The 22,713-nt window shown below is 56.4% G+C and carries 20 protein-coding genes; 4 read left to right on the top strand and 16 right to left on the bottom strand.

The features are described from left to right. From DIT72_RS16335 to DIT72_RS16370, 9 genes are all read right to left on the bottom strand, one after another. Positions 1 to 304 (bottom strand): IS110 family transposase (locus DIT72_RS16335; protein ID WP_135956315.1); only part of this gene is annotated, 304 nt, incomplete at its 3' end. Between the two features lie 235 nt (positions 305 to 539). Then, complete coding sequence (locus tag DIT72_RS16340; RefSeq protein ID WP_407658000.1) at positions 540 to 1,952, bottom strand: AmpG family muropeptide MFS transporter; 1,413 nt, start codon at positions 1,950 to 1,952, stop codon at positions 540 to 542. A 15-nt stretch (positions 1,953 to 1,967) separates the two neighbouring features. Then, positions 1,968 to 2,450, bottom strand: coding sequence for a YajQ family cyclic di-GMP-binding protein (locus DIT72_RS16345; protein WP_135956317.1), 483 nt, complete (start codon positions 2,448 to 2,450; stop codon positions 1,968 to 1,970). An 882-nt stretch (positions 2,451 to 3,332) separates the two neighbouring features. Beyond that, a complete protein-coding gene (locus DIT72_RS16350) occupies positions 3,333 to 4,544 on the bottom strand; it encodes an argininosuccinate synthase (RefSeq protein ID WP_135956318.1) in 1,212 nt (403 codons plus the stop codon). Between the two features lie 105 nt (positions 4,545 to 4,649). Continuing rightward, a complete protein-coding gene (locus DIT72_RS18305) occupies positions 4,650 to 4,817 on the bottom strand; it encodes a hypothetical protein (protein ID WP_168355078.1) in 168 nt (55 codons plus the stop codon). A 50-nt stretch (positions 4,818 to 4,867) separates the two neighbouring features. Next, on the bottom strand, positions 4,868 to 5,269 hold the full coding sequence (fliS, locus tag DIT72_RS16355) for a flagellar export chaperone FliS (protein WP_135956319.1): 402 nt from the start codon (positions 5,267 to 5,269) through the stop codon (positions 4,868 to 4,870). Between the two features lie 36 nt (positions 5,270 to 5,305). Beyond that, positions 5,306 to 7,294: a flagellar filament capping protein FliD gene (fliD, locus tag DIT72_RS16360; protein WP_135956320.1), complete on the bottom strand. Its 1,989-nt coding sequence runs from the start codon at positions 7,292 to 7,294 to the stop codon at positions 5,306 to 5,308. Positions 7,295 to 7,500: 206 nt separating this feature from the next. After that, on the bottom strand, positions 7,501 to 7,941 hold the full coding sequence (locus DIT72_RS16365; RefSeq protein WP_135956321.1) for a flagellar protein FlaG: 441 nt from the start codon (positions 7,939 to 7,941) through the stop codon (positions 7,501 to 7,503). Between the two features lie 73 nt (positions 7,942 to 8,014). Continuing rightward, the gene (locus DIT72_RS16370) at positions 8,015 to 9,409 is read right to left on the bottom strand and encodes a flagellin N-terminal helical domain-containing protein (protein ID WP_135956322.1); all 1,395 of its coding nucleotides are present in this window, start codon (positions 9,407 to 9,409) and stop codon (positions 8,015 to 8,017) included. A 382-nt stretch (positions 9,410 to 9,791) separates the two neighbouring features. On the opposite strand from DIT72_RS16370, the gene DIT72_RS16375 reads away from it, so the two are divergent. From DIT72_RS16375 to DIT72_RS16390, 4 genes are all read left to right on the top strand, one after another. Then, positions 9,792 to 11,336: a flagellin gene (locus DIT72_RS16375; protein WP_135956323.1), complete on the top strand. Its 1,545-nt coding sequence runs from the start codon at positions 9,792 to 9,794 to the stop codon at positions 11,334 to 11,336. A gap of 341 nt (positions 11,337 to 11,677) precedes the next feature. Continuing rightward, positions 11,678 to 11,917: a type II toxin-antitoxin system Phd/YefM family antitoxin gene (locus DIT72_RS16380; RefSeq protein WP_135956324.1), complete on the top strand. Its 240-nt coding sequence runs from the start codon at positions 11,678 to 11,680 to the stop codon at positions 11,915 to 11,917. Position 11,918: 1 nt separating this feature from the next. Then, positions 11,919 to 12,311: a type II toxin-antitoxin system VapC family toxin gene (locus tag DIT72_RS16385; RefSeq protein WP_135956325.1), complete on the top strand. Its 393-nt coding sequence runs from the start codon at positions 11,919 to 11,921 to the stop codon at positions 12,309 to 12,311. A gap of 381 nt (positions 12,312 to 12,692) precedes the next feature. Next, complete coding sequence (locus tag DIT72_RS16390; RefSeq protein ID WP_135956326.1) at positions 12,693 to 14,690, top strand: tetratricopeptide repeat protein; 1,998 nt, start codon at positions 12,693 to 12,695, stop codon at positions 14,688 to 14,690. A 191-nt stretch (positions 14,691 to 14,881) separates the two neighbouring features. Here the strand turns inward: DIT72_RS16390 and sbcB are convergent, their stop codons facing one another. The 7 genes from sbcB to DIT72_RS16425 form a co-directional block, all read right to left on the bottom strand. Further along, on the bottom strand, positions 14,882 to 16,327 hold the full coding sequence (gene sbcB / locus DIT72_RS16395) for an exodeoxyribonuclease I (protein ID WP_135956327.1): 1,446 nt from the start codon (positions 16,325 to 16,327) through the stop codon (positions 14,882 to 14,884). A 238-nt stretch (positions 16,328 to 16,565) separates the two neighbouring features. Next, on the bottom strand, positions 16,566 to 16,934 hold the full coding sequence (locus tag DIT72_RS16400; protein ID WP_135956328.1) for a histone-like nucleoid-structuring protein, MvaT/MvaU family: 369 nt from the start codon (positions 16,932 to 16,934) through the stop codon (positions 16,566 to 16,568). A gap of 158 nt (positions 16,935 to 17,092) precedes the next feature. Next, a complete protein-coding gene (gene tviB, locus DIT72_RS16405) occupies positions 17,093 to 18,355 on the bottom strand; it encodes a Vi polysaccharide biosynthesis UDP-N-acetylglucosamine C-6 dehydrogenase TviB (protein WP_135956329.1) in 1,263 nt (420 codons plus the stop codon). Positions 18,356 to 18,389: 34 nt separating this feature from the next. Beyond that, positions 18,390 to 19,856, bottom strand: coding sequence for an MBL fold metallo-hydrolase RNA specificity domain-containing protein (locus DIT72_RS16410; RefSeq protein WP_135956330.1), 1,467 nt, complete (start codon positions 19,854 to 19,856; stop codon positions 18,390 to 18,392). A 290-nt stretch (positions 19,857 to 20,146) separates the two neighbouring features. Then, the gene (locus DIT72_RS16415) at positions 20,147 to 20,398 is read right to left on the bottom strand and encodes a DUF2442 domain-containing protein (protein WP_135956331.1); all 252 of its coding nucleotides are present in this window, start codon (positions 20,396 to 20,398) and stop codon (positions 20,147 to 20,149) included. Next, positions 20,382 to 20,546 (bottom strand): DUF4160 domain-containing protein, encoded by a 165-nt coding sequence (locus tag DIT72_RS18580; protein ID WP_228260854.1) that lies wholly within the window; start codon positions 20,544 to 20,546, stop codon positions 20,382 to 20,384. The genes DIT72_RS16415 and DIT72_RS18580 overlap by 17 nt, the downstream gene beginning before the upstream one ends. A gap of 390 nt (positions 20,547 to 20,936) precedes the next feature. After that, on the bottom strand, positions 20,937 to 22,706 hold the full coding sequence (locus DIT72_RS16425; protein WP_135956332.1) for an SLC13 family permease: 1,770 nt from the start codon (positions 22,704 to 22,706) through the stop codon (positions 20,937 to 20,939). Positions 22,707 to 22,713 lie beyond the last annotated feature (7 nt).

Genomic DNA, 22,713 nt, shown 5'->3' on the forward strand with positions numbered 1-22,713 from the left:
CGCAGGCCTCAGCAATGGCCTGGGCGTCGTTGTAGTCGTTCTTCTGACCCCGCAGATACCCCTTGACGTGTTGTGGCGGCAAAAGCTCAACCTCATGCCCCAATGCCTGTATCTGGCGGGCCCAGTAATGGGAACTGCCACACGCCTCCATGGCGACCGTGCAGGGCTCTAACCGCACCAGTTGCTCAAGCAATTGACTGCGGCGCACTTTGCGCTTCCAGCCGCACTGGCCTTTCGGCCCCAGCCCGTAAAGGACAAAGGTGTTCTTTGCGAGATCAATACCAATCGTTGTAAGCTTAGTCATGGTCTCCTCCCACTCATGTCTGATAGGAAATCTCCTTCCCTATCCTGGCGCATCGCGACGCCGATTAGGAGGGGAGGAGACCATCTCATCGACCTACGGAAAACCATCGGCCTCGGAAGTTGTAGGTCGGATTAGGCCCAAAAGGCCGTAATCCGACAAATACCAGAAGCGCCCGCAAAGCCGGAATCGGCCCGGCGGCGACCACCCGAACCATCAGGCTATAAAAAATGTCGGATTACGGCTTCGCCTGATCCGACCTACGGGACTCGTCCTCCGCAGCTTCGTTACGGGGCGCCAGGGCATCCAGGCGGTCGCCCTTGCGGATCATGAACCATGCTAACAGTATGGCGGGTATGCCCATCAGCCCTGCCACGAGGAAGAACTCCCCGTAACCGAAGCCGGCCACCACGATGCCGGAGAAACCGCCGATGAACTTGCCCGGCAGGGTCATCAGCGAACTGAACAGCGCATACTGGGTTGCGGTAAAGGCTGCGCTGGTCATGCTGGACAACCAGGCAATCAGTGCCACATTGGCGATGCCGCCGCTGAGGTTATCGGCGCTGACCACCAGCGCCAGGGTGGCGATGTTCGGGGGGTACTGCGCCAGAACCACGAACAGCAGATTGGTGGCCGCTGTCATGATGGCGCCGGTGAGCAGTATCTTGCGAACACCATAGCGCACCACCAGCACGCCGCCCACCAGAGAACCGGCAATGGTCATGAAGAAACCGAAGATCTTGGTGACATCCGCCACCTGGGTTTTGGAGAAACCCATAAAGTCCAGGTAAAAGGGGTTGGCCATGACGCCCATGGCGATGTCCGATATACGGTAGACCGCCACCATCACCAGGATCAGAATCGCCAGTTCCTTGTAGCGCCGGAAAAAATCCAGAAACGGCCCGGCCACCGCGGCGTAGAACCAGCCAATAAAGCGCGCCAGGCGGGGATTGAGATGGGTTCGTTTGCCGGCTTCATGCTGGATCTTTTCGGCAATGTCCTGGGCGGCGGCGAAGTGATTGACTGTCGGTTCCCGCACGATCAAAACGGTTGCCATGCCCACACCCACAAGCAGTGCCATCACTTCGTAGGACACTTGCCAGGACCAGAATTCCGCCAGATACAAAGCCCCTGCCCCGGCCACCAGCAGCGCCAGGCGGTAACCGAATATATAGGTCGCCGCCAATGCCGCCTGCAACCGCTCTTCGGCAATCTCGATGCGGTAGGCATCGATAGCCACATCCTGGGTGGCGGAAGAGAAAGCCACCAGCAGGCCGCAGATCGCCATCATCTCCGGCGCAGCGGTGGCGTCCACATGGGCCATCAGATAAAGACCGGTGGCGATGCCCGCCTGGGCCAGTAATATCCAGCTACGGCGCTTGCCAAGGAGTCGGTCGAGGATGGGCAGCTTCACCCGGTCCACCACCGGAGCCCAGAACACCTTGATCGAATAGGTAATGCCCAGCCAGCTGAAAAACCCGATGGTGGCGGTTTCCACCCCGACATCCGCCAGCCGCGCATTCAGGGTGGAGAACACCAGAAGAAACGGCAGGCCCGCCGAAAAACCCAGAAACAGAAGCGCAATAACCTGCCAGCGGGTATAGGTGTAAACGGATTCCCTGAGCAGCGCCAGGTTGGTGCCGGATAAGATGGTTCAGCCCCCGGGTCAGTCGCGGAAATTGTTGAATTGCAGCGGGACGTCCAGCTCGGCTTCTTTCAGTAGCGCGATCGCCGTTTGCAGGTCGTCACGTTTCTTCCCTTTTACCCGCACCTTGTCGCCTTCGATGCTGGTCTGGACCTTCAGCTTGCCATCCTTGATCATCTTCACGATCTTCTTCGCCATGTCGGTCTCGATACCCTGCTTAAGCTGCAGGTGCTGCTTGACCAGCTTGCCGGACTTGCTCTCGCCATTCTCAGAAAGCGCGCGGGTATCAATGTTGCGCTTGGCAAACGCCATTCGCAGCATGTCCATCAGCTGCTCCAGCTGGAACTCCTGCTCGGCACTGATGGTAATGCCCTTATCGTCCAGCTCGATGTCCGCTTCCACGTTCTTGAAGTCCCAGCGGTTGCCCAGCTCGCGTTTGGCCTGATCCACGGCATTGGTGACTTCATGCATGTCGATTTCAGAAACTATGTCAAAAGAAGGCATGGTGTGTTCTCACTTTCCATAATTGTCCACGTCGGGCCACGCACAAAACGCTACGCCAGTGCCCTTCTGGTTGCACTCTGATCTTACAGGGTGCCAAAGCATACCAAGACCGGAGCGGCACCGCATCTGACAATGGACTGGTCGATGAGTATGGGACAGGCTGGTTTACGGAGATTCCGTCTGAGATTGCGGAGAAAGGGTGAATTGGATTGTCGGATTACGCTTCGCTAATCCGACCTACGGGTGGTAAGGGGCTCGGCATGGGGTGTGATTTGTCGGATTACGGCTTCGCCTAATCCGACCTACGGGTTGGTGCGAGGCTGGGCGTAGGCGGGGGTAGGTCGGATTAGCAAAGCGTAATCCGACAACCAGTTACCGCCAAACCCACCCCCCTATGCATATACACTCCGTAACACCAAGACACACATCACAAACAGACTCCCCCACCCGAAACACCTATTCTGCAATTGTGGATTTAAGCAGTATCCCCCATGGCGGAGGAGCCGGGTTGTACCTCCGCCGCCAAATGGGGAAAAAATCCGCAGAATTAACGAATTTTTTCAGGCACTTTCGTTCTTTCCTTGTTTTCAGGCCAGCTTCTTAGCTGGCTTTTTTAATGCCTGAAATTTGACCTTTCAGCGCCCTCGCGACCCCAGGCCAGAACGAGCAAGGCCGGTGCAGGCTTTCAGAAACGTGGAGCGCCAGGGATGGCGAATCTGGTAGGCAATAGTGTTCTTCAAAGAGCCGGGCAGGCACCGCTTTTCAGGACTGTCGTTGGCCATGGATGGCCAACGTCAAGCGCACATGGATGTGCTCGTAGCGTGTCCTGAAAAGCGGTGCCTGCCTGGCGATAACTCCGAGCCCATCAGGCCCGGCAATAGATCAAAGCTTGCGACCTTTCCCGGCAGCAATCCGCAGCCGAAGAGCGTTCAGCTTGATAAAGCCTTCCGCATCCTTCTGGTCATACGCCCCCTCATCTTCCTCGAAGGTCGCAATCTTCTCATCAAACAGCGAATCGTCAGACTTCCGCCCAACCACATCCACATTGCCCTTATAGAGCTTCAGACGCACCGTTCCATTCACATAAGTCTGGGTCTGATCGATCAGCGCCTGCAGCGCCTCACGCTCCGGGGACCACCAGTAACCGTTGTAAATCACCTCCGCGTAACGCGGCATGATACTGTCCTTAAGGTGCGCCACTTCGCGGTCCAGAGTAATAGACTCGATGGCACGGTGAGCGCGCAGCATCACGGTACCGCCCGGCGTCTCGTAGCAGCCGCGGGACTTCATGCCCACGTAACGGTTCTCGACAATATCCAGGCGCCCAATACCGTTATCACCCGCCACCTTATTCAGAGTTTCCAGCACCACGTGAGGCTTCATCTCCTGGCCATCGATGGCCACAATGTCGCCCTGTTTGTACGTCAGCTCAATGTAGGTCGGTGTTTCCGGAGCGGCTTCCGGAGACACACTCCAGCGCCACATGTCTTCCTCGGCTTCCGCCCAGGGATCTTCCAGGTTCATGCCTTCATAGGAAATGTGCAGCAGGTTCGCGTCCATGGAGTAAGGCGACTTGCCCTTCTTCATCTCCACCGGAATATTGCGCTCCTCGCAGTAGGCCAGCAGCTTCTCGCGGGAATTCAGGTCCCACTCGCGCCAGGGGGCAATCACCTTCACACCGGGCTTCAGCGCGTAGGCACCCAGCTCGAAACGCACCTGGTCGTTACCCTTGCCGGTAGCACCGTGGGAAATCGCATCCGCGCCGGTTTCATTGGCAATCTCGATCAGCCGACGGGAGATCAGCGGGCGGGCGATGGAGGTACCCAGCAGGTACTCGCCTTCATAAATGGTATTGGCGCGGAACATCGGGAACACGTAATCGCGCACGAATTCCTCGCGCAGGTCCTCAATGTAGATTTCCTTGACGCCCAGCGCCTCTGCCTTGGTGCGTGCCGGCGCCACTTCCTCGCCCTGACCGATGTCGGCGGTAAAGGTTACCACCTCGCACTCATAGGTATCCTGCAACCAACGAACGATTACCGAGGTATCCAGGCCACCGGAATAGGCCAGAACCACCTTTTTAATATCAGACATGCCCTTGCTCCAGACTGAACAGAATGGATGTATCAAAAATAAGGTGCGTATTGTACGGGACAGCGGGGGGAATGGCTATTGGGCGGAAAGGAGGCTAGCCGGTTTCTATGCACTGGCAGCCTTGCCATAGAAAATCTGACGGAGTTCGCCCTCCGGCCGGCCACCATCACCGTCGTAGGCCCAGAGCCAGACATCGGGGATAGCAAACGTCATGGCCTTCTGAACATTGTGCTCGCCTGCCAGGGCAGCAGGCGCATGAAACTTTGTGAGCACTGCCAAAACCGTCCGGCAATCAATACCGGAAACCGGATAACGGGGCGCAATCACACCGCCTGCTGTTGCAGCGAAGTCGCCTCTGCGCGGATGCCGTCCCAGCCTTCCTTGATGGAACGCAGCAGGTCTGCCACTTCGTCAAGCCTGGCAACGTCGTTCTTTGCATTGGCCTCAAATAGGGTGCGTTCCATGTAGTCGTAGAGCGACTCCAGGCGCACGGCCAGCTCACCGCCTTTTTCGAAATCCAGGAAGCCGCGCAGGCCACCGATGATTTCAACTGCCTTGGAGATCAGCTTGCCCTTGCCTTCGAAGTCCTTCGCCTGCATCCGCGCCTTGGCCATGTTGATGCGCTCGAGGGCTCCGTTATAGAGCAGATGGATCAGCTTGTGGGGATCTGCATCGGTGATGCTGGTCTGGGTATTGACGCGCTGGTAAGCCTGTAAACCGTTCATATGTGACCTCGTTATTCGCTCTTCAAGCAATAATTATCAGTTATTATTGCGATTATTCTGCGGCGCCAATGCAGCAAGCTGCTGGGTGACGTAGTCCCGGGTACTGTTCAGTTGGGATATTAACGAGTCCGCAGCTGAAAACTGGCTGACCAGGCGTTCGCGATAGGACTCGATCCGCTCTTCCAGCCGGACCCGGTTTTCCTGGATCTGCTCCAGGTCCCGGTTCAGGCTCTCAGTCCTGGACTCAAGCGCTCCATCGGCGCCCACGAAACCGGACACCAGGTTAACGGTGCGCTCGGCAACACCCTCGATGAAGGTAATGGATCCCCGATTGCCTGTCGCATCCCCGAGAATCCGGGCCTGCAGCCCCGAAGCGTCGCCGTTCCCGCTGCCGAGGAACAGAACCTGCCCGTCACCTTCAGCCGTCTGGCCACCAATTGTGCCAGCAACATCAACACCTGCGGTATTGGTAACCGCGTCCAGACCAAAGGTGGCTGCATTCTCGGCAGACGTCAGAGAAACTGCGGAGTCACTCCCGTACTTTGACGAGGTGAAACTCAGATTGCCGTTCACATCAAGCTCGGCCTTGACCGATGTGCCCGCAGCACTGAGAGCATTATTGCTGTTCAGCTGGGACTGGATCTCATCCACCAGATCCTGGGCGGATGTATAGGTTTGCTGGGTCAGCTGAAGGCTTACAGAGGTCTCACCGTTAACCCGGAATGCCAGTTCGTCATTACTGCCATCAATCACGATTCCATCGGCCAGGGCGCTATTGGCAAGAAGGTTTCCCTGGGAAGCCGCCTGTGTCACGTTGATCTCATAGGTACCCGGCTGAGTCGCGGAGCTACTACGAACAAACTCTACCTGACTGTCCGTCGCACGGCCCTGCTCCGCAAACAGCGCGGTAACATCATCAGGATTACTCTTGAGCTTCTCCTCAAACGCCGCCCGGTCAAACTCCAGCCCACCGGTTTCAAAATTGGTGGTGATCCCGACATCCGCGAGGCTGCGAACACCGGAATTCTCAAGCCCGGGAACAACTCGGGTCAGTATCTGGCGCAACTGGTTCTGGATGCCACGGATCGTGCTGTCACCGGTAAGCAAACTACCCCTACCGGCTTCGGCATTAAAACCGGCGAGACTATCGATCGTTGACTGCAGAGAGTTGAACTTGTCAACAAATCCCTGAACCCGATCGGCAACAGCCCCTAAATCCTGTTCCACCTTGATGGTAGAGGTGCCGGTAGCCGTGATATCGAACGTCAGGCCATCGATGACGTTCTCAAAACTGTTGGTAGAGCGTGTTATCTCTACCCCGTTAATATTCATCACCGCGTCGGTGGCGGCAATTGTCTCCTGCAGGCCTGCACCGGCATCCATCCCGGTATTAAAGGCAAAGCGGGAGAGGCCCTGACCATCGGTATCAGTGCCACCGGTATCACCGGATACCGAAATACTGACAGCATTGGCCGTTCCCGTTTCATCAGCGGAGAGAACCAGCTGAAACCCGTTGCCGGTATCAATAACACCGGCAGAGACACCCGCATCAGAGTCATTGATGGCATTCGCCAGGCCCTGAAGGGTATCGTTGCTGCTATCGATGGTGACATTGGTTATCTTGTCCCCGACATTCAGCGTCAGAGTGCCTTGCCCCACACTGGTCGAATCACGATCGTCAAACACATCGTTGGAAGCGAGCGCCTGCGCGCTGGCCAGGCTGGTCACCTCCACACTGTAGGTACCACGGCTAGCCTTGGTGCTGTCGACGGACACGCCGATTCCCTCGTTGGACGAGGACGCAGAGAATGCCTTCAGGTTATCCGGCGAGCTGAGCTGGCGCATGGGCAGGCGCAGCTCGGTTACCGCACTTCTGAGCTTGCCATAGGCTGAGAGGAGCGCCTCTGTCCGCTCAGTCTTCTGGGTCAGGCGGTTTTCTGTTGGCTTGCGCTCGGCAGCAACCAACTGATCCACGAGATCAGAAGTAAGAACCCCGGAACCGACGCCCAATGATGAAATTGACATAACCCTGCCTCCTCAAGGGAGCGAAATTCGCTACTAACCCGTTTAACGGCAAAAGGCGGCAAAACTTTGCCTTTTCTCCCACCTTTTTTGTAACACCGGGTAACTGAAAATCTTACTTACCCAAAACGCAGAACACCGCCGGCCCCTCTCAGGTGCGGCGGTGCTGAAATCCCGTCATTCGCATCAGCTATAAAAGCGGCAAGCCTTCACACCTTGATGTTAAACAACGTCAGCGGTTCATCCTGCTGCAAGTTCTCTGCCAACCTCAATGCAACCTCATCCGGAATCTGCCGGATAACTTCCCGGGTAGACTGATCAACCACCTTCACGATCGTCTGCCCCAGATCATTATCCACTTCAAACTGCAGATCCCGCTGGACGGTCTGAACAAAATCGTTCAGTTGCGACACCGCGTCATCCAGTTGCTCCCGCTGGACTTCGTTGCGCTTCTCAAGCCGCTCGGCTTTCGAAGGCTCCTGGGCCTGGGTAGGAGACTGAACACGGTCCGCACGGCCAACTGATGACGGTGCAACCTGGGCTGAGGCATTCCTGCCCTCGGCCTGAGATGACGACATTGCCCTAACCGGAGCCTGCTCACTGGAACGAATCAGCTTCAGACCCGGGCTGTTCAGGTTAACGTCATTCATAGCTTTACCTCGCTATCCTCAAACGGCGCTAAACCGGAGCCCGAAAGCCCCGGCTTGTACCGCTATGCCCCGATTACTGCAGGAGGGACAGAACCTGCTGAGGCCGCGCGTTGGCCTGTGCCAGTACGGAGATACCGGCCTGTTGCAGTACCTGGGACTTGGCCAGGTTCGCGGTTTCTGCCGCGAAGTCTGCGTCCAGGATTCGGCTGTTGGCGGCGCTGAGGTTTTCAGTGGTGGACGCCAGGTTAGAGATAGTGGACTCGAACCGTGACTGCACCGCACCGAGTTCTGCCCGGATACCGTTGATGTCGTCCAGTGCCTTGTCGACGGTGTTGATGGCCGCCGAAGCACTTTCGCGGGTCAGAACATTAACGTCGTTCAGGACATCAGCTTCAGTGGTAAGGGTGCCGGTAGCACCAAACACGTCTGTGATTTCGCTAGCACCGTCAGTACCACCCAAGGTGATGGACCCACCCACATCAGTACTCAGATCAATACCGGCGTCGAAGGTTTCTGAACTATTGACAGCAAGGTTACCGAAAGCGGCAGAGGTGCCCGCCACTGCAGTCTCAATGCTTTCCCCGGCATCGTCTACCAGCGAGAGGTTGGTGCCATCAGAGACAGCGGTGACACCAGTCTGATCACTAACTTGGTTGAGCTTATCAGCAATCGTATCAACGGTATCTGAGGCGGCCAGAACGATTTCAGTTCCATTGACCGTCAATGTATCACCGTCTGTTGGTGCAGTTAGCGCCCCCAAGTCGGCGGTTGTTGTATCGTTAAGCGTCGCCGTAACACCGGAAGCAGAGCTGAGCTCATTGATCGCATCCGCCAGATCTGCGCTGCTGGTCACTCCGGTAAAGTCGACAGCCTGACCATTAACAGTCAGATCGTTAGCTGTGGCCAGAGTACCAATGGCACTCTGGGCAACCCCTTCCAGACCTTCAAACACTTCACTACCCAACTGGGATCCACGAGCGTCGACGCCGGCAACATTGATAGTCTGTCCGGCGTTTGCACCCACCTGGAAAACCAGCTCATCCAGCGTGCCGTCGATAACGTTCTGGCCGTTAAACTGGGTAGCCGAGCCAATCCGGTTAACTTCGTCAATCAGTGCCTGAGTTTCCTGGTTCAGGGCCTCACGGTCAGAAGCGGAGTTGGTGTCGTTGGCAGACTGAACCGCCAGGTCACGAATCCGTGACAGGGCGTTGGTGATTTCACCCAGTGCGCCCTCTGCGGTTTGCGCGAAGGAGATACCGTCGTTGGCGTTTCGCTGAGCAACGTTAGAGCCGCTGATCTGTGCGGAAAACCGAGTTGAAATCGCCAGACCGGCGGCGTCGTCTTTGGCAGAGTTGATACGCAGACCCGAAGAAAGCCGCTCCAGAGCCTGATCGTTCATACCCTGAGACTTACTCAGTTGATTCTGAGCAGCCAGTGAGGCGACGTTCGTATTGATACCAAGAGCCATAATACTTCTCCTTCGACAGATGTCGTACTTTTATGGAAAAGGTCTGGCGCCTGCTTCAGTTGGTGACGCCTCCCTGTTGCAATGCTTAACGGCGCCCGTGTCGCTTCCTTTAGAAAAAATATAGCCGGAATTTGTAAGAGAATGTAAAAGCGGCAACTGCCTTCCTTTTTTCGCTGCCAACAAACTGTCATCGAAAAGCCCCACCAGCTCGCCTCAGCCTTATTAAAACTTTTAAAAACAAATGGTTGGTTAAATATAAATAAAACTGGCACGTACTTCGCTTCGCCCTCTGCAAAACGGCAATTAAACAAACTTCGGCCGGCAAGGCGTCCTTTTTGATCGGGCACCGGGTTACCGGCATCTCTGAGCAGGGAGAAAAGATATGCCTCAGGTCATTAACACCAACATTGCGTCGCTTAACGCCCAGCGGAACTTGAATGCGTCCCAGGGAGAAGCCAATCAGGCCCTGGAACGTCTTTCTTCGGGTCTGCGGATTAACTCGGCGAAAGACGACGCCGCCGGTCTGGCTATCTCGACGCGATTCGAATCACAGATCTCCGGCCTTAACATGGCGCAGCGTAATGCCAACGATGGCATTTCACTGGCCCAGACCGCAGAAGGCGCTTTGGATGAGGTCACCTCCAACCTGCAGCGGATTCGTGAACTCTCAGTGCAGTCTGCCAACGCCACCAACAGCACTTCTGATCGCCAGGCACTGAACCAGGAGGTCCAGCAGCGGATCCAGGAAATCAATCGAATCGCAAGCCAGACCTCTTTTAACGGTCTCAAGGTACTCGACGGTACTTTCGGGGAGCAGACGTTTCAGGTGGGAGCTAACGCTGGCGAAACCATCGGGGTTAGCGGGCTGGATTCGCGGGGTAGCCAGATTGGTTCAGTGATGCGCGAAACAGACAACCTTGGTAATGCCCTGGCTGGTTATGAGCCGGTGACACAAACACTAGACCCTCTTGATGAGAGTGGCCTGTCTTATCCGTTATTTATCGACGGCACCAGCACGAATCTTGTAACGATTGACGTAGCTGGTGGTGGCGCTGTCGATGTTACTCCGGACACCGGCGTTCAATTTGACGACATTGAAGATGTTGCGGCGAACATACAAGGCAAGATCGACGCCGCAATCGAAGGCGGGGCTACACAATTACGGGGCGTTACAGTTTCAGGGGATGTGCAACGAAATGCTCTGGTTTTTTCCAACGCCAGGAATGAGCAAATCGAAGTCGACGCCGCTTTCGGCGATGGCACAAACCAATTCACCGATAATGACAACATTATACCGGCTGCCTCAGAAGAGCTTTCGCTGGTGGACTATTTCAGTGCCGGAAATACAGGCACCTTTGACATAGAGATCAACGGCGTTGATTTCACTGTTGAGGACGCAACCTCTCTGAATGATATTGTGGCACAGGTAAACGCCAGAACGGTTGAGACCGGCGTACGCGCAAATCTCAACTCCGATAATGATGAAGTTATATTTTCGGCCCAATTTGGCGAAGACTATGACATCACTATCGCCAGTACCGATATCTTTGATGAAACCAATGCCCAGAGAATTGACGTTGAATACAACGTAACGGCCGCAAACGATACTGTAGCAGTCAACAATCTGGACATCTCAACGCGCGAAGGCGCCGAAGATGCCATGGTCGCGGTTGACTACGCCTTCGACAAGATCAACGGCTTCCGCGCCGAACTCGGCGCCGTACAGAACCGCTTCGAGTCCACCATTGCAAATCTGGCAACCACCTCGGAGAACCTGTCGGCATCCAATAGCCGGATCCGCGATGCGGATTTTGCAGCGGAGACTGCTGAACTCGCCCGCACCCAGGTCCTCCAACAGGCCGGCCTCTCGGTACTGGCCCAAGCGAATGCAAGGCCGCAGCAGGTGTTGCAGTTGTTGCAGGGTTAAATATCGATCTGAAGTAAACGAACGAAACAGCCGGGCCTGGAGCCCGGCTGTTTCGTTTTGGGATTTTCTGTTGCGTTGCTTTGTCGGATTACGCCTTTGGCTAATCCGACCTACTGGCAGACCTCAGAGGTCTGATCGGTCCGGGGGTGGGGGCGCCTTTTCTGCCAGAAAAAGGTGTCTGAGCGAAGCGAGTTCTTTTTCCAAAGAAAAGGTAGCCCTGCCGCCGGGCCAGCCACCACAGTAATTGCGGTGTACCGGGATCTAACCCCAGGAACCATAGTAGCTCAACCAACTTGCCAGCTGGTAAACTAAGCTAAACAGACTAAGTTAAAGAGGCCACTATGGAATCCGTCAACATGCACGAAGCGAAAACCCGCCTATCGCAACTCGTTGCCCGGGCTGCCAGGGGCGAAGCCTTCATCATCGCCAAAGCGGGAAAGCCGGTTGCCCGGGTAACGGCTTTCGATTCTCCCGAGGAAAGCCAGCAGAAAAGGATTGGCTTCATGGCTGGGGAATTCACAGTGCCGGACGATTTCGACCGGATAGGCCAGGACGATATCGTTGAAATGTTCGGAGGCTGACATGAACCTGCTTCTGGACACTCATATTCTGCTATGTGCAGCGGCCGAGCCGGATAAGCTTCCGCTGGAGGCGGCAACCCTGATCAGCAGTGAGAATAACCGGCTTTATTTCAGCGCAGCCAGTCTCTGGGAAGTGATTATCAAGAATGGCCTGGGCCGAACCGATTTTCACGTTGATCCACATCTGCTGAGGCGCGGCCTTATGGACAACGGTTATCTGGAGTTGCCTATATCGTCGCAGCACACACTTGCCGTTAGCCACCTTCCAGATATCCATAAAGATTCCTTCGATCGCATTCTGGTCGCCCAGGCAGAGACCGAAGGCTTCTTGCTGCTTACTTCTGACGAGGTGGTCGGGCGCTATCCGGGGCCTGTTCGGCTGATTCAGGCCTGATCAATTGGGGTCTGACCCCGCTTTTATAAGAATTTTGTTGGATTACGCCTTTGGCTAATCCAACCTACGTTTCATGGCTCCAGCACCGAGAGAATACCGCTCCCGTAAGAATCGGCTCGGGGGTGGGGATACCTTTTCTGCCGGAAAAAGGTGTTTGAGCGCAGCGAGTTCTTTTTCCAAAGAAAAGGTAGCCCTGCCGCCGGGCCAGCCGCCGTATCCGTCAGGCCTGATTGTCGGATTACGGCTTTGCCTAATCCGACCTACGGGTAAGCTCGAAACTGGCATGGGTTTCGCTACATCTCTCCCAAAGCACTGCAAAACGTCAAAACAACTGCAGACCATTGCCGCCTGATTGCCGCGGCGGGTTACATGAGGTGTCCCATGCAAGCACAGCACAACATCCACGCCACAGAGGCACAAAAAGCTCATATCGCGCGGCTTCTGCTGCAGGCGAACCTGGCCTATGGTGAGTCCAACAGCCCGGTGTCGCTGGTTCAGCGCATCAAGGCGCGGCATGAATGCCGGGGTTATCTGGGCGAGATTCTGGCGCAGGAGCCGGGCAACGCAGTGGCGCTGGGCCTGCTGGGGCGTGTTGAGATGGACGATGGTGCTCTCGAAAAGGCACACACCCTGTTTACAGACAGCCTCAATCAGGATCCGGCACAACCGCAGCAGTTTACCAATCTGGGCTACTGGGCGATCAAGTCAGAGCGCCCCGCCCTGGCGGAGCAGTACTTCATCCAGGCCCTGGAGATGGACCGGCAATCCGCCGCCGCTTTCTGCGGGGTTGCCCATGCCAAACGCCTGCAGGGCCAGTTCGATGTGGCGTTCCTGCATTATCGCAAACTGCTGGAAACCGGCCTGGAGTGGCCCTCCATCTACAGCGGCATGCTGACCTGCGCCGAACACCTGGACGTGCAGAAAACAGATTCAAAACTGGCCCGGGACGCCATCCTCCTGCTTCGCCACAGCGGGCTCCCCCACCAGGAAATCGGTCGCTTTGTGGCTGCCATCATCCGCCAGCAATACGACCTGGAAAACCCGAATGCCCAGGTGGCCCTGGACGCCGCCAGCGAAGACGAGCTGCTGATCCTGGCCCTGGAAAAAACCCTGATGCCGGACCCGGCCGTGGAAGAACTGGCCACCCTGCTGCGCCGCGCCATCATCGCCGAAGTGGCACAAACCGTGGCGCTGCGGGATGAACTTCAGCCACTGGCGCTGGCGCTGGCCATATATGCAGACCGTACCGGCTACGCGTTGACCGCAGAAGACGACGAAGAACGCCTGGTCGCTGCAATCAATAACAGCATTTGTGCGCAACTGGTCATGGGCGAGGAACAGGACGGCATGATCGGCTCGCTGATCGTCAGCGCCATGTACGGTGCCATGTTCCACCAGACGTTCGCCGTGCAGCTTGGCCGCTGGAACCTGGTGGACTGGCCCGTCGCGCTGCAGCCAGTTCTGGCAGCCAGCTACTACAACCGTGCCGCCGAAGAAGCCATCAAACAGAATTTTGACGAAAAGGCGGAAGAACTGTGCCTGGAAAAAACCGACGTACCCCAGGCGTGGCCCAACTGGACAAAACTCGCCTACCGCTCCGAAACCAGCCTTAAAACCATGATGGCCACGGAACTGGGCATGAACACCGCACAACTGCCCGACACCCTGCGCATCATGGTGTGTGGCGCCCAGTCCGGCCAGCGCGCCATGGAACTGGCCCACTACCTGAAGGACGTGGAAGTCATCGCCGTGGACGAATCCCTGGCCAACATTGCCAAGGCCACGCGACTGGCCGGCGAAATGGACATCGACAACATCGTCTTCTGGCCCTGGTCCATCGCCCAGCGGTTTGTGGCCGATGATCACAAGGTTCACTGGATCGAAATCGGCCGCCTGCCCTCGGCAAAAATGACCGATGTCTCCCTGGCAGCCCTGGTCAGCTCCGCCACCGGCAACGGCGCCGTGGTCCACATGCACACCGCCGTCAACGAACAGACCGACGGCGACCAACAGATCCGTCACCTGATCGCCCAGCACAACCTCAAACCCACCCGCACCGCTCTGCGCCAGCTGCGCAAAATGGTACTGACCAACCGCCAGGACCCGATGTGGCAGTCGCTGATCGCAGAAACCGACTTCTATGGCCTGGGGGGCTGCCGGGACCGCTGGTTCAGCGAGCAGGACGCCAGCCAGTTGAAGGAGCTGATGGCGATGGTGAGTAATGAGGTGGAGTGGAAACTGGTCAAGGCGCGGGATACCGACGGCCACAGTTTAGCCACAAAGCCGGTGCAGCAACAGATTCAGGCCGAGGCGCTGGGGAGTGAGGTGCAAAGTCTGATGGGGCAAGGGTTGAGTGTCTATTTTCAGCGGCGGCGGTGATTGCCAATATGGAGCCTGGTTGTCGGATTACGCTTCGCTAATCCGACCTACGGGTTGCCAGCATGGGGTTTGGTTGTCGGGTTTGTCGGATTACGCTTCGCTAATCCGACCTACGGGGGCAAGGTTCAAAACCTGGAACCGTAGGTCGGATTAGGCCCAAAGGGCCGTAATCCGACAAGCCCAGTTCCAAGCTAAACGTAAGGAATCAAAGACTCCCCATACAAATGCAACTCCTCCAGCACATGCCGCTTCTCCGGCGTCAATTCGGGATCCGCTGCAAGCCGCTGTAATTCTGTGGCAAAAGCCTCCAGCGACCGCCAACCTTTTTTCGGGTTCATCAGGCGCTGGCTGCGGAACTCTTCCCAGCGCTCCATCTCTTCACCCATCAGCGTATCGGGGTAATTCCTCGCCCGGTACCGGAACAGCAACTCTGCCAGGCGATCATCTTCAAACTGCACATCCAGTTCGCCAAGGGTTTCCATTGGCTGCTGCAATAGCCAGTTGAGCTTTTCCCGGTCGGTTTTGCTGATAAAACCGCCAGCGTAGAGCTGTTCATCCGGGTCGGTCAGGTCGCCTTCGTGAGGCTGGTCGAAGGCCAGGGCGATTCTTGCCGCCAGGTCCGGAGCTTTGCGAAGAATGGCGAGGTGTTGCCGCAGTTTTTCGCCATCCAGTTCCAGTTCCGCCAGTCGTTCTGGTGAGAGAGATTTGAGCATGGTGGCAGGGGCCAGCACCGGGCATTTGTTCAGTTGCACGCCTTTCAGCGGAAAGCGGCTGGTGCCCTCCCCCAGATCGGCCTGGGAAGTGAACACCCGCTCACGAATCTGCTCAGGCGTGGCAAGGACCAGTTCACTGGGGTCTTCCCTCAGGTCATAGACAATCACCAGGTTCTTGTTGGTGGGGTGGTCTGCCAGTGGCGCGACCATGGCACAACAGCCCCGCGTGGCCGGGTACCTGGCGGAGATGTGGAACACCGGCTTCATACTGGGAGTGTCCAGCATGGCGCGGGCGGAGTGCTTGTCTTTGTTCTGCAGCACGAAGTCGAACAGCCTGGGCTGCTTTTCCTTGATCAGCCTGGCAACGGCGATGGTGGCTTCCACGTCCGACATGGCATCGTGCGCCGCTTCGTGGGCGATGCCGTTGGCGGCAGTAAGCTCTTCCAGCCGGAAGCTGGGGCTGCCGTCTTCTTTTTTCGGCCAGATGATGCCTTCCGGCCGCAGGGCATAGGTCAGCCGCACCATATCGATGATGTCCCAGCGGGAATTACCGTTCTGCCACTCCCGGGCATAGGGGTCGCGAAGGTTCCGGTACAGGGTATGGCGGGTGACTTCGTCGTCGAAGCGCAGGCTGTTGTAACCCACGGCGCAGGTGCCGGGCTGGCTGAAGGCCTCGTTGATCCGGGCGATGAACTCCGCCTCAGGAAACCCCATTTCCAGCGCGCTTTGCGGCGTAATGCCGGTAATCAGGCAGGCCTCCGGCGAAGGTACGTAGTCGTCCGCGGGTGCGCAGTAGAGGATCAACGGGTCTTCAATGATGTTCAGATCGGCATCGGTACGCACACCGGCAAACTGGGAGGGGCGATCGTGTATGGGGTCGACACCGAAGGTTTCGTAATCGTGCCAGTAGAAAGAGCGGATCACCGAAAGGACTCCTGCATTGCGTTAATGGGCGAATGCCGGGTAGTGTAATGTAAATGGTGGGAAAAATCGGGGCTGATGTTGGCTTGGGTGCGGGATTGGTTGGTGTCGGATTACGGCTTCGCCTAATCCGACCTACACTTATGCCCGACCTACCGTGGCCAACCTCCGTGGCCCCGTAGGTCGGATTAGCGCCGCCCCACGGCGCGTAATCCGACACCAAACCAAGACTAAAACCCAATCAATCCTGCTGCCAACTCTGCACAGTTTCCTTTCCATACTTCTTCCGCCACTCATTCAGAACCTTGTGGTTACCCCCACGGGTCTGAACCACTTCACCGGTGTGCGGGTTCTTGTAGGTCTTCATTGGGCGTTTGGGACGACTACCACTGGCGGTATCACTCTTGCCGCCAGCAACGGACGGATCAATAGCACCCAGAATCTGGAGAACGTCTTTCGGCGACTTGTCGTATTGCTTCATCAATTCGCGAACCTTGTTTTCAAACTCAAGTTCGCCCTTCAGAGCCTGGTCCTGTTCCAGTTGCGCCAGTTCTTCAGACAGCTTTTCCACAAGCTGTTTTTTCTGGTAGTAATCGTTAATCTTTGCCATGAAATAAAAACCTTATTAAGTTCACTATAATTTAAATGACCCAAGTCCAGACAAAGAATAATAGATAAACTGAAGCATGGCAAAATTATTCATTTACAAAACAGCAGGCCATAAAAAAACCAGCCCGAAGACTGGTCTTATTTTGATCAGAACAAAGGCTACAACCGCAAGTCGGCCTCACCCAAAGGCAATACACCCTTAAGATCAAACAACACGCCATTACCTTTCAGATATTCCCGCAATTCACCGGAAGAACGTTCCGCGTATTCCCGGTGGGGAACTGCCAGAAGAACCGCGTCATATTGTCCTTTCTGCGGATCCGGATGCAATGAAATCCCGTACTCATGCTCAGCTTCTTCATTGTTCGCCCAGCAATCGGTAACATCCACTTTACAACCGAATTCAGACAACTCTTTAACCACATCAATAACACGGGTATTGCGAAGATCTGGGCAATTCTCTTTAAAGGTAAAGCCCATGATCAACACACGGGCATGGGCGATGGTATGCCCAGCCTTGATCATCGCCTTTACCAGCTCAGACGCCGCATAAGGGCCCATATTGTCGTTTACACGACGGCCTGCCAGAATAATATCCGGATGATAACCAACCGCCTGGGCCTTGTGGGTGAGGTAATAAGGGTCTACGCCGATACAATGCCCGCCAACCAGGCCCGGTTTGAACGGCAGAAAGTTCCATTTGGTCGCAGCCGCAGCAATCACCTCATGGGTATCGATTTTAAGTTTCGAAAAGATCATCGATAACTCATTCATCAACGCAATATTCAAATCACGCTGGGTATTCTCAATCACTTTCGCCGCTTCGGCCACTTTAATGGAACTGGCTTTATGAGTGCCGGCGGTAATAATGCCGGCATAAAGCTCATCCACTTCAGTGGCAATTTCCGGCGTTGAGCCCGAAGTCACCTTTTTAATGGTGGTTACCCGGTGTTCTTTATCACCGGGATTAATCCGCTCCGGGCTGTAACCGGCATGGAAGTCCTGGTTGAAAACCAGGCCCGACACTTTCTCAAGGATAGGAACACATACCTCTTCGGTGGCGCCCGGATAAACCGTGGACTCATAAATAACAATATCACCACGCTTGAGCACTTTGCCCACACTCTCACTGGCTTTAACCAGCGGTGTTAAATCCGGGGTTTTGAACTCATCAATCGGCGTGGGAACCGTCACAATATAGATCTGACAATCGCGAATACCCTCCAGGGAATCGGCAAAAGACAGACTCTTTGACGCCGCCAGCTCTTCCCCGGAAACCTCACGGGTAAAATCCACACCGTCTTTTAATTCAGCGATGCGCTTTGCATTGATATCAAAGCCAACAATGTCACGCTTTTCACCGAACGCTGCGGCCAATGGCAAGCCGACGTATCCAAGGCCGACTACGGCGATTTTTTTCATAAATCCAAAAATCCTTTAATTACTGATAACGGGTTCAGGCCAGACCGGGAATCATTATCCCTTTAAGGCCCGCGGAATGAAATTGGCTTTTCAGCGATTCTTTGGCGCTCGCATCCCCATGCACAATCCGGATTTCCGATGGCCGCGGTTCAATACCGCTGACAAACCGAACCAGATCCGATTGCCCGGCATGTGCAGAATAACCACCCACCTGATGCACCCGGGCGCGAATGTCATAACGTTCGCCATCCAGCTCCACCCAGCCACCACGTGGCCCGTAGGTCAGAATATCCCGCCCCGGAGTGCCTTTGGCCTGGTAGCCCACAAACAGCACATCATTGCGCCTGTCCGCCAGCATGGCCTTGAGATAGTTCACCACCCGGCCACCAGCGCACATCCCGGAGCCGGCCAGCACCACACAGGGGCGGTGCGATTTTGCCAGGTAGTCGACCGCGTTCAGATGGTCTTCGTGGGAGTTGATGACAGTGAGCTGCTCGAAGGACAGCGGGTGTCGGCCGTGGTTGACCAATTCGGTGGCTTCGGCGTCCCAGAAGGGTTTGAGGTTACGGTAGATTCGGGTGAAGGTGGCAGCCAGCGGTGAGTCGACAACGATTTCCAGAGTGTTCCAGGTCAGCGGGGTTGTCGGATTACTGCTTTGCCTCATCCGACCTTCGTAGGTCGGATTAGCATCGCCCTGCGATGCGTAATCCGACACTGCAAAATCCCCAAACTCCGCAATCAAACTCTCAATCTCATACAACAAATCCTGCGTCCGCCCGATACTGAACGCCGGAATCAACACCGTGCCACCATCCGCAAGCGCGTGCTCCAATACCGATTTGAGCCGATACCGCCGATCCTCCCGGCTCTCATGGTCCCTGTCGCCATAGGTGCTTTCAATCACCAACCGGTCCGCCCGTTCCGGTGGCCGGGGCTCCGGCAACAATGGCGCATGGGGCGCGCCAAGATCCCCGCTGAACACAATCCGCTCAAACTCGCCATCGCTCTCGGCTTCACATTCCACATAGGCCGAACCCAGAATGTGCCCGGCCCGCTGCAACCGCACCGAAAGCGACCCGCCATCACCATCAAACACGGAATGCCACTGCCCATAAGGCACCGGCACAAGCCGGGACCGAATCAGCCCCAGCACCCGCTCAATCAAGGCCCGGTCCCGGGTGAAACCGATCTTCAGCGCATCCTCAAGAATCTCCGGCAGCATGATGGCCGAAGGCTCGGAACAGATAATCGGCCCCTCAAACCCGGCGGCAAGAAGATAGGGAATGCGTCCCACGTGGTCGATGTGGACATGGGTAACCACCAGCGCGCGGATATGGCTGATGGGAAACTCGATGGAAAGATCCGAAGCAGTGGCGCGGTTACCCTCTTCCTCGCCCTGGAAAAGACCGCAATCAACCAGAATGCCGGAATTGCCAACAACCAGCTCATGGCATGACCCGGTTACGCCCGTCACCGCTCCGTGGTGTTTAATGTCAATCATAATCCCTTACTGCTTATTGTGAATATTCGGTATCAAATTCGGGCCTACCATCCGCTATAAATCGGATGCGCATTCTCCGCATTGCGTGGTGGTAATTCTGACTTCTCGGCCAAAGCGCTCTGAATACATATACACTCTCTCCTTCCATGGATGAATGTTTGTCGGATTACGGCTTCGCCTAATCCAACCTACCACTGTTCACGGCGATAACCCGTAGGTCGGATTAGGCCCGCAGGGCCGTAATCCGACAAAACCCCAAAAGCCACCCGCCGGGCCAGCCACCGCATTTGTCAGGCTGCGTGGTCTCGCTTGGAATGTGTATGATCGCCCTGCCCTGCCAACAAGCCCCGAACGCTGATATCCTCATCGAGCGAGTCCCAGTGAATGCCATGAACGCTCAGCTCAAAGTCATCCCGGGCGTTCTTGTCAGCGTGAAGCAGACGAGGAAACCAAGCCAGCGGAGCACCTATTGTGCGACCGTCCGAAAGCATGACCCAGAGATTGTCTTCATCGAACCAGACTTTTTCAGGCGAAATAGTCATGCCAAGCATCCTCTAACAGCTTCTGATTTTGTTCCGTCACCTCCAACAATACCCGAATCGTTCGGGCATCAAAACCATCATTGCATGCCAAAGATACTGAAGGCGACAGCCAGAACTTTGCTTCTTTGCCCGCTGCTCGAACATGAATATGAGCTGGCTCTAGCGGGTTACCTTCATTCGAGTAAAAAAGAACCTGAACCCTTGATACCTGAAAATTACTGGCATGCTGTCCTCTTAAATCTGCCTAAGCGTGGCTGTCGGATTACGGCTGCGCCTAATCCGACCTACCACTCCCCACGCGGATAACCCCGTAGGTCGGATTAGGCCCGGAGGGCCGTAATCCGACAATTACCGAAATCCCCTCCAAAGCCAGAATCGGCCCGGCGGTGGGGTTACCTTTTCTGCCAGAAAAAGGTGTCTGAGCGCAGCGAGTTCTTTTTCCAAAGAAAAGGTAGCCCTGCCGCCGGGCCAGCCTCATGAACCATCGGGCAAGAAAATGTCGGATTACGGCCCTGCGGGCCTAATCCGACCTACGGGGTCAAAACGCCCAGACGAAGGGAATCAGGCCGATTGCGGTCGAGCCCACCAGCAGGCTCAGCGGGAAGCCCAGGCGTACGTAATCCATGAACTGGTAGCGGCCAGGCCCATAGACCATCAGGTTGGTCTGGTAGCCCAGTGGGGTGATGAATGAGGCCGATGCGGCGAACATCACCGCTACTGCAAAGGGCAGGAAGTTGACGCCTAACTGCTCAGACACCGCCAGCGCGATGGGAAACATCAGCACTGCCGCCGCGTTGTTGGTAATGGCCTCGGTAAAGGCTGCCGTAAGAATATAAACCAGTGCCAGCGCCAGCCAGGGCGTCAGCGGGCCGAACAGGCCCAGGAGTCCATCGGCCACCCACACTGCTCCGCCGGTTTCCGTCATGGCCGTACCAAGGGCAAAGGACGACGCAATCACCACCAGCACCGGCAAATCCACACTGCGGCGGGCGCGGCTGGCGGTGATGCAGCCGCTGACAATCATGGCGCCGGCAGCCAGAAATGCAGCTTCAATGATCTGTAAGAGGCCAGTGGCACTCACCAATACCATCAGCAACAGAATACCCAATGCCCGGGGCGCCTTGCGGAAATCCGGTGGCGTGGAATCGTTCAGCCCGCTGACCAGCAGAAAGTCCCGCCGAAAGCGGTACTGCTCCACAAACTCATGGCTGGCCTCCAGCAACAGGGTGTCCCCCATCTTGAAGGTAATATCCCCCAGCTTGCCGGGCACACGATTGCCCTCTCGGGAGACTGAAAGAATCGCGGCATTGAAGCGGGTACGGAAGCGGCTTTCCCGCACCGTCTTGCCCAGGGCCGGGAATTCCTGGCCCAGTACTACTTCCACCAGACAACGCTGATGGTTGGCCAGGTCCAGCTTCTGGATACTGGCCTGGGCGGGCTTCAGGCCCTGGATCCGGCGCAACTCACTGGCGCATTCCGGCGCCCCCACAAAATACAGCTTGTCGCCCGCCTGCAGCATCCGGTCCGGCTCCACCGCTGTGATCAGCCGGCCGCCCCGGTCGATTTCCGTCAGGTAGCCGTAATTCAGCGCCCGCAAACCGGCCTGGGCGACCGTCTTGCCTTGAATTGGCCCCGAGGCTTCCACTTCCACCTCAACCCCGTATTGCCGAACCTGCTCCAACTCCTCCTTCATGCCGCCACGGTCCGGCAGAACACGGGAAGCCACCAACACCAGATACACCCCGCCAACCAGCAACAGCGGCACCCCGACCCAGGCCAGCTCAAACAACCCCAGGTTAATCCCCAGACGCGTCTGCAGCATACCGTCCACCACCAGGTTGGTACTGGTGCCAATCAGCGTGCAGGTACCGCCCAGAATGGCGGCGTAACTAAGGGGTAACAGAAGGCGGGAGGAAGGAATGCCCAGGCGCTGGGCCCAGTCCTGAATCGCGGGAATGAACATGGCGACAACAGCGGTATTGTTCATGAAACCGCTGAGAATACCGGTGGGCGCCAGCATCCGCAGTTGCGCGCCTTTCTCGGTTTTGGGGTGGCCCAGCAATAACCGGGCAATCCACTGCACCGCCCCGGTCTCTTTCAATCCTGCAGCCACCACATAGAGCGTAGCAATGGTAATCACCCCGGGGTTACCAAACCCCGCCAGTGCTTCAACCGGCCCCAGAATGCCGGTAATCAGCAGGAATGCCAGGGCAGCCATCAGCACCAGATCGGCCGACACCCGGGTAATCACCAGCGCCGCAAGAACCGTAAACAGGGTAAGCAGGGTAACAATGGCTTCCCATTCCATAGCTACT

The organism is Marinobacter orientalis (assembly GCF_004792665.1).
In the GTDB taxonomy this organism is placed as follows: Bacteria; Pseudomonadota; Gammaproteobacteria; order Pseudomonadales; family Oleiphilaceae; genus Marinobacter; species Marinobacter orientalis.

What these genes read in the sequence shown, in the direction of transcription:
- DIT72_RS16345 (WP_135956317.1), bottom strand. Translation starts at nt 2,450, where the DNA reads ATGCCTTCTTTTGACATAGTTTCTGAAATCGACATGCATGAAGTCACC.
- DIT72_RS16350 (WP_135956318.1), bottom strand. Translation starts at nt 4,544, where the DNA reads ATGTCTGATATTAAAAAGGTGGTTCTGGCCTATTCCGGTGGCCTGGAT.
- fliS (WP_135956319.1), bottom strand. Translation starts at nt 5,269, where the DNA reads ATGAACGGTTTACAGGCTTACCAGCGCGTCAATACCCAGACCAGCATC.
- fliD (WP_135956320.1), bottom strand. Translation starts at nt 7,294, where the DNA reads ATGTCAATTTCATCATTGGGCGTCGGTTCCGGGGTTCTTACTTCTGAT.
- DIT72_RS16365 (WP_135956321.1), bottom strand. Translation starts at nt 7,941, where the DNA reads ATGAATGACGTTAACCTGAACAGCCCGGGTCTGAAGCTGATTCGTTCC.
- DIT72_RS16370 (WP_135956322.1), bottom strand. Translation starts at nt 9,409, where the DNA reads ATGGCTCTTGGTATCAATACGAACGTCGCCTCACTGGCTGCTCAGAAT.
- DIT72_RS16375 (WP_135956323.1), top strand. Translation starts at nt 9,792, where the DNA reads ATGCCTCAGGTCATTAACACCAACATTGCGTCGCTTAACGCCCAGCGG.
- DIT72_RS16380 (WP_135956324.1), top strand. Translation starts at nt 11,678, where the DNA reads ATGGAATCCGTCAACATGCACGAAGCGAAAACCCGCCTATCGCAACTC.
- DIT72_RS16385 (WP_135956325.1), top strand. Translation starts at nt 11,919, where the DNA reads ATGAACCTGCTTCTGGACACTCATATTCTGCTATGTGCAGCGGCCGAG.
- DIT72_RS16390 (WP_135956326.1), top strand. Translation starts at nt 12,693, where the DNA reads ATGCAAGCACAGCACAACATCCACGCCACAGAGGCACAAAAAGCTCAT.
- DIT72_RS16400 (WP_135956328.1), bottom strand. Translation starts at nt 16,934, where the DNA reads ATGGCAAAGATTAACGATTACTACCAGAAAAAACAGCTTGTGGAAAAG.
- tviB (WP_135956329.1), bottom strand. Translation starts at nt 18,355, where the DNA reads ATGAAAAAAATCGCCGTAGTCGGCCTTGGATACGTCGGCTTGCCATTG.
- DIT72_RS16410 (WP_135956330.1), bottom strand. Translation starts at nt 19,856, where the DNA reads ATGATTGACATTAAACACCACGGAGCGGTGACGGGCGTAACCGGGTCA.
- DIT72_RS16415 (WP_135956331.1), bottom strand. Translation starts at nt 20,398, where the DNA reads ATGACTATTTCGCCTGAAAAAGTCTGGTTCGATGAAGACAATCTCTGG.
- DIT72_RS16425 (WP_135956332.1), bottom strand. Translation starts at nt 22,706, where the DNA reads ATGGAATGGGAAGCCATTGTTACCCTGCTTACCCTGTTTACGGTTCTT.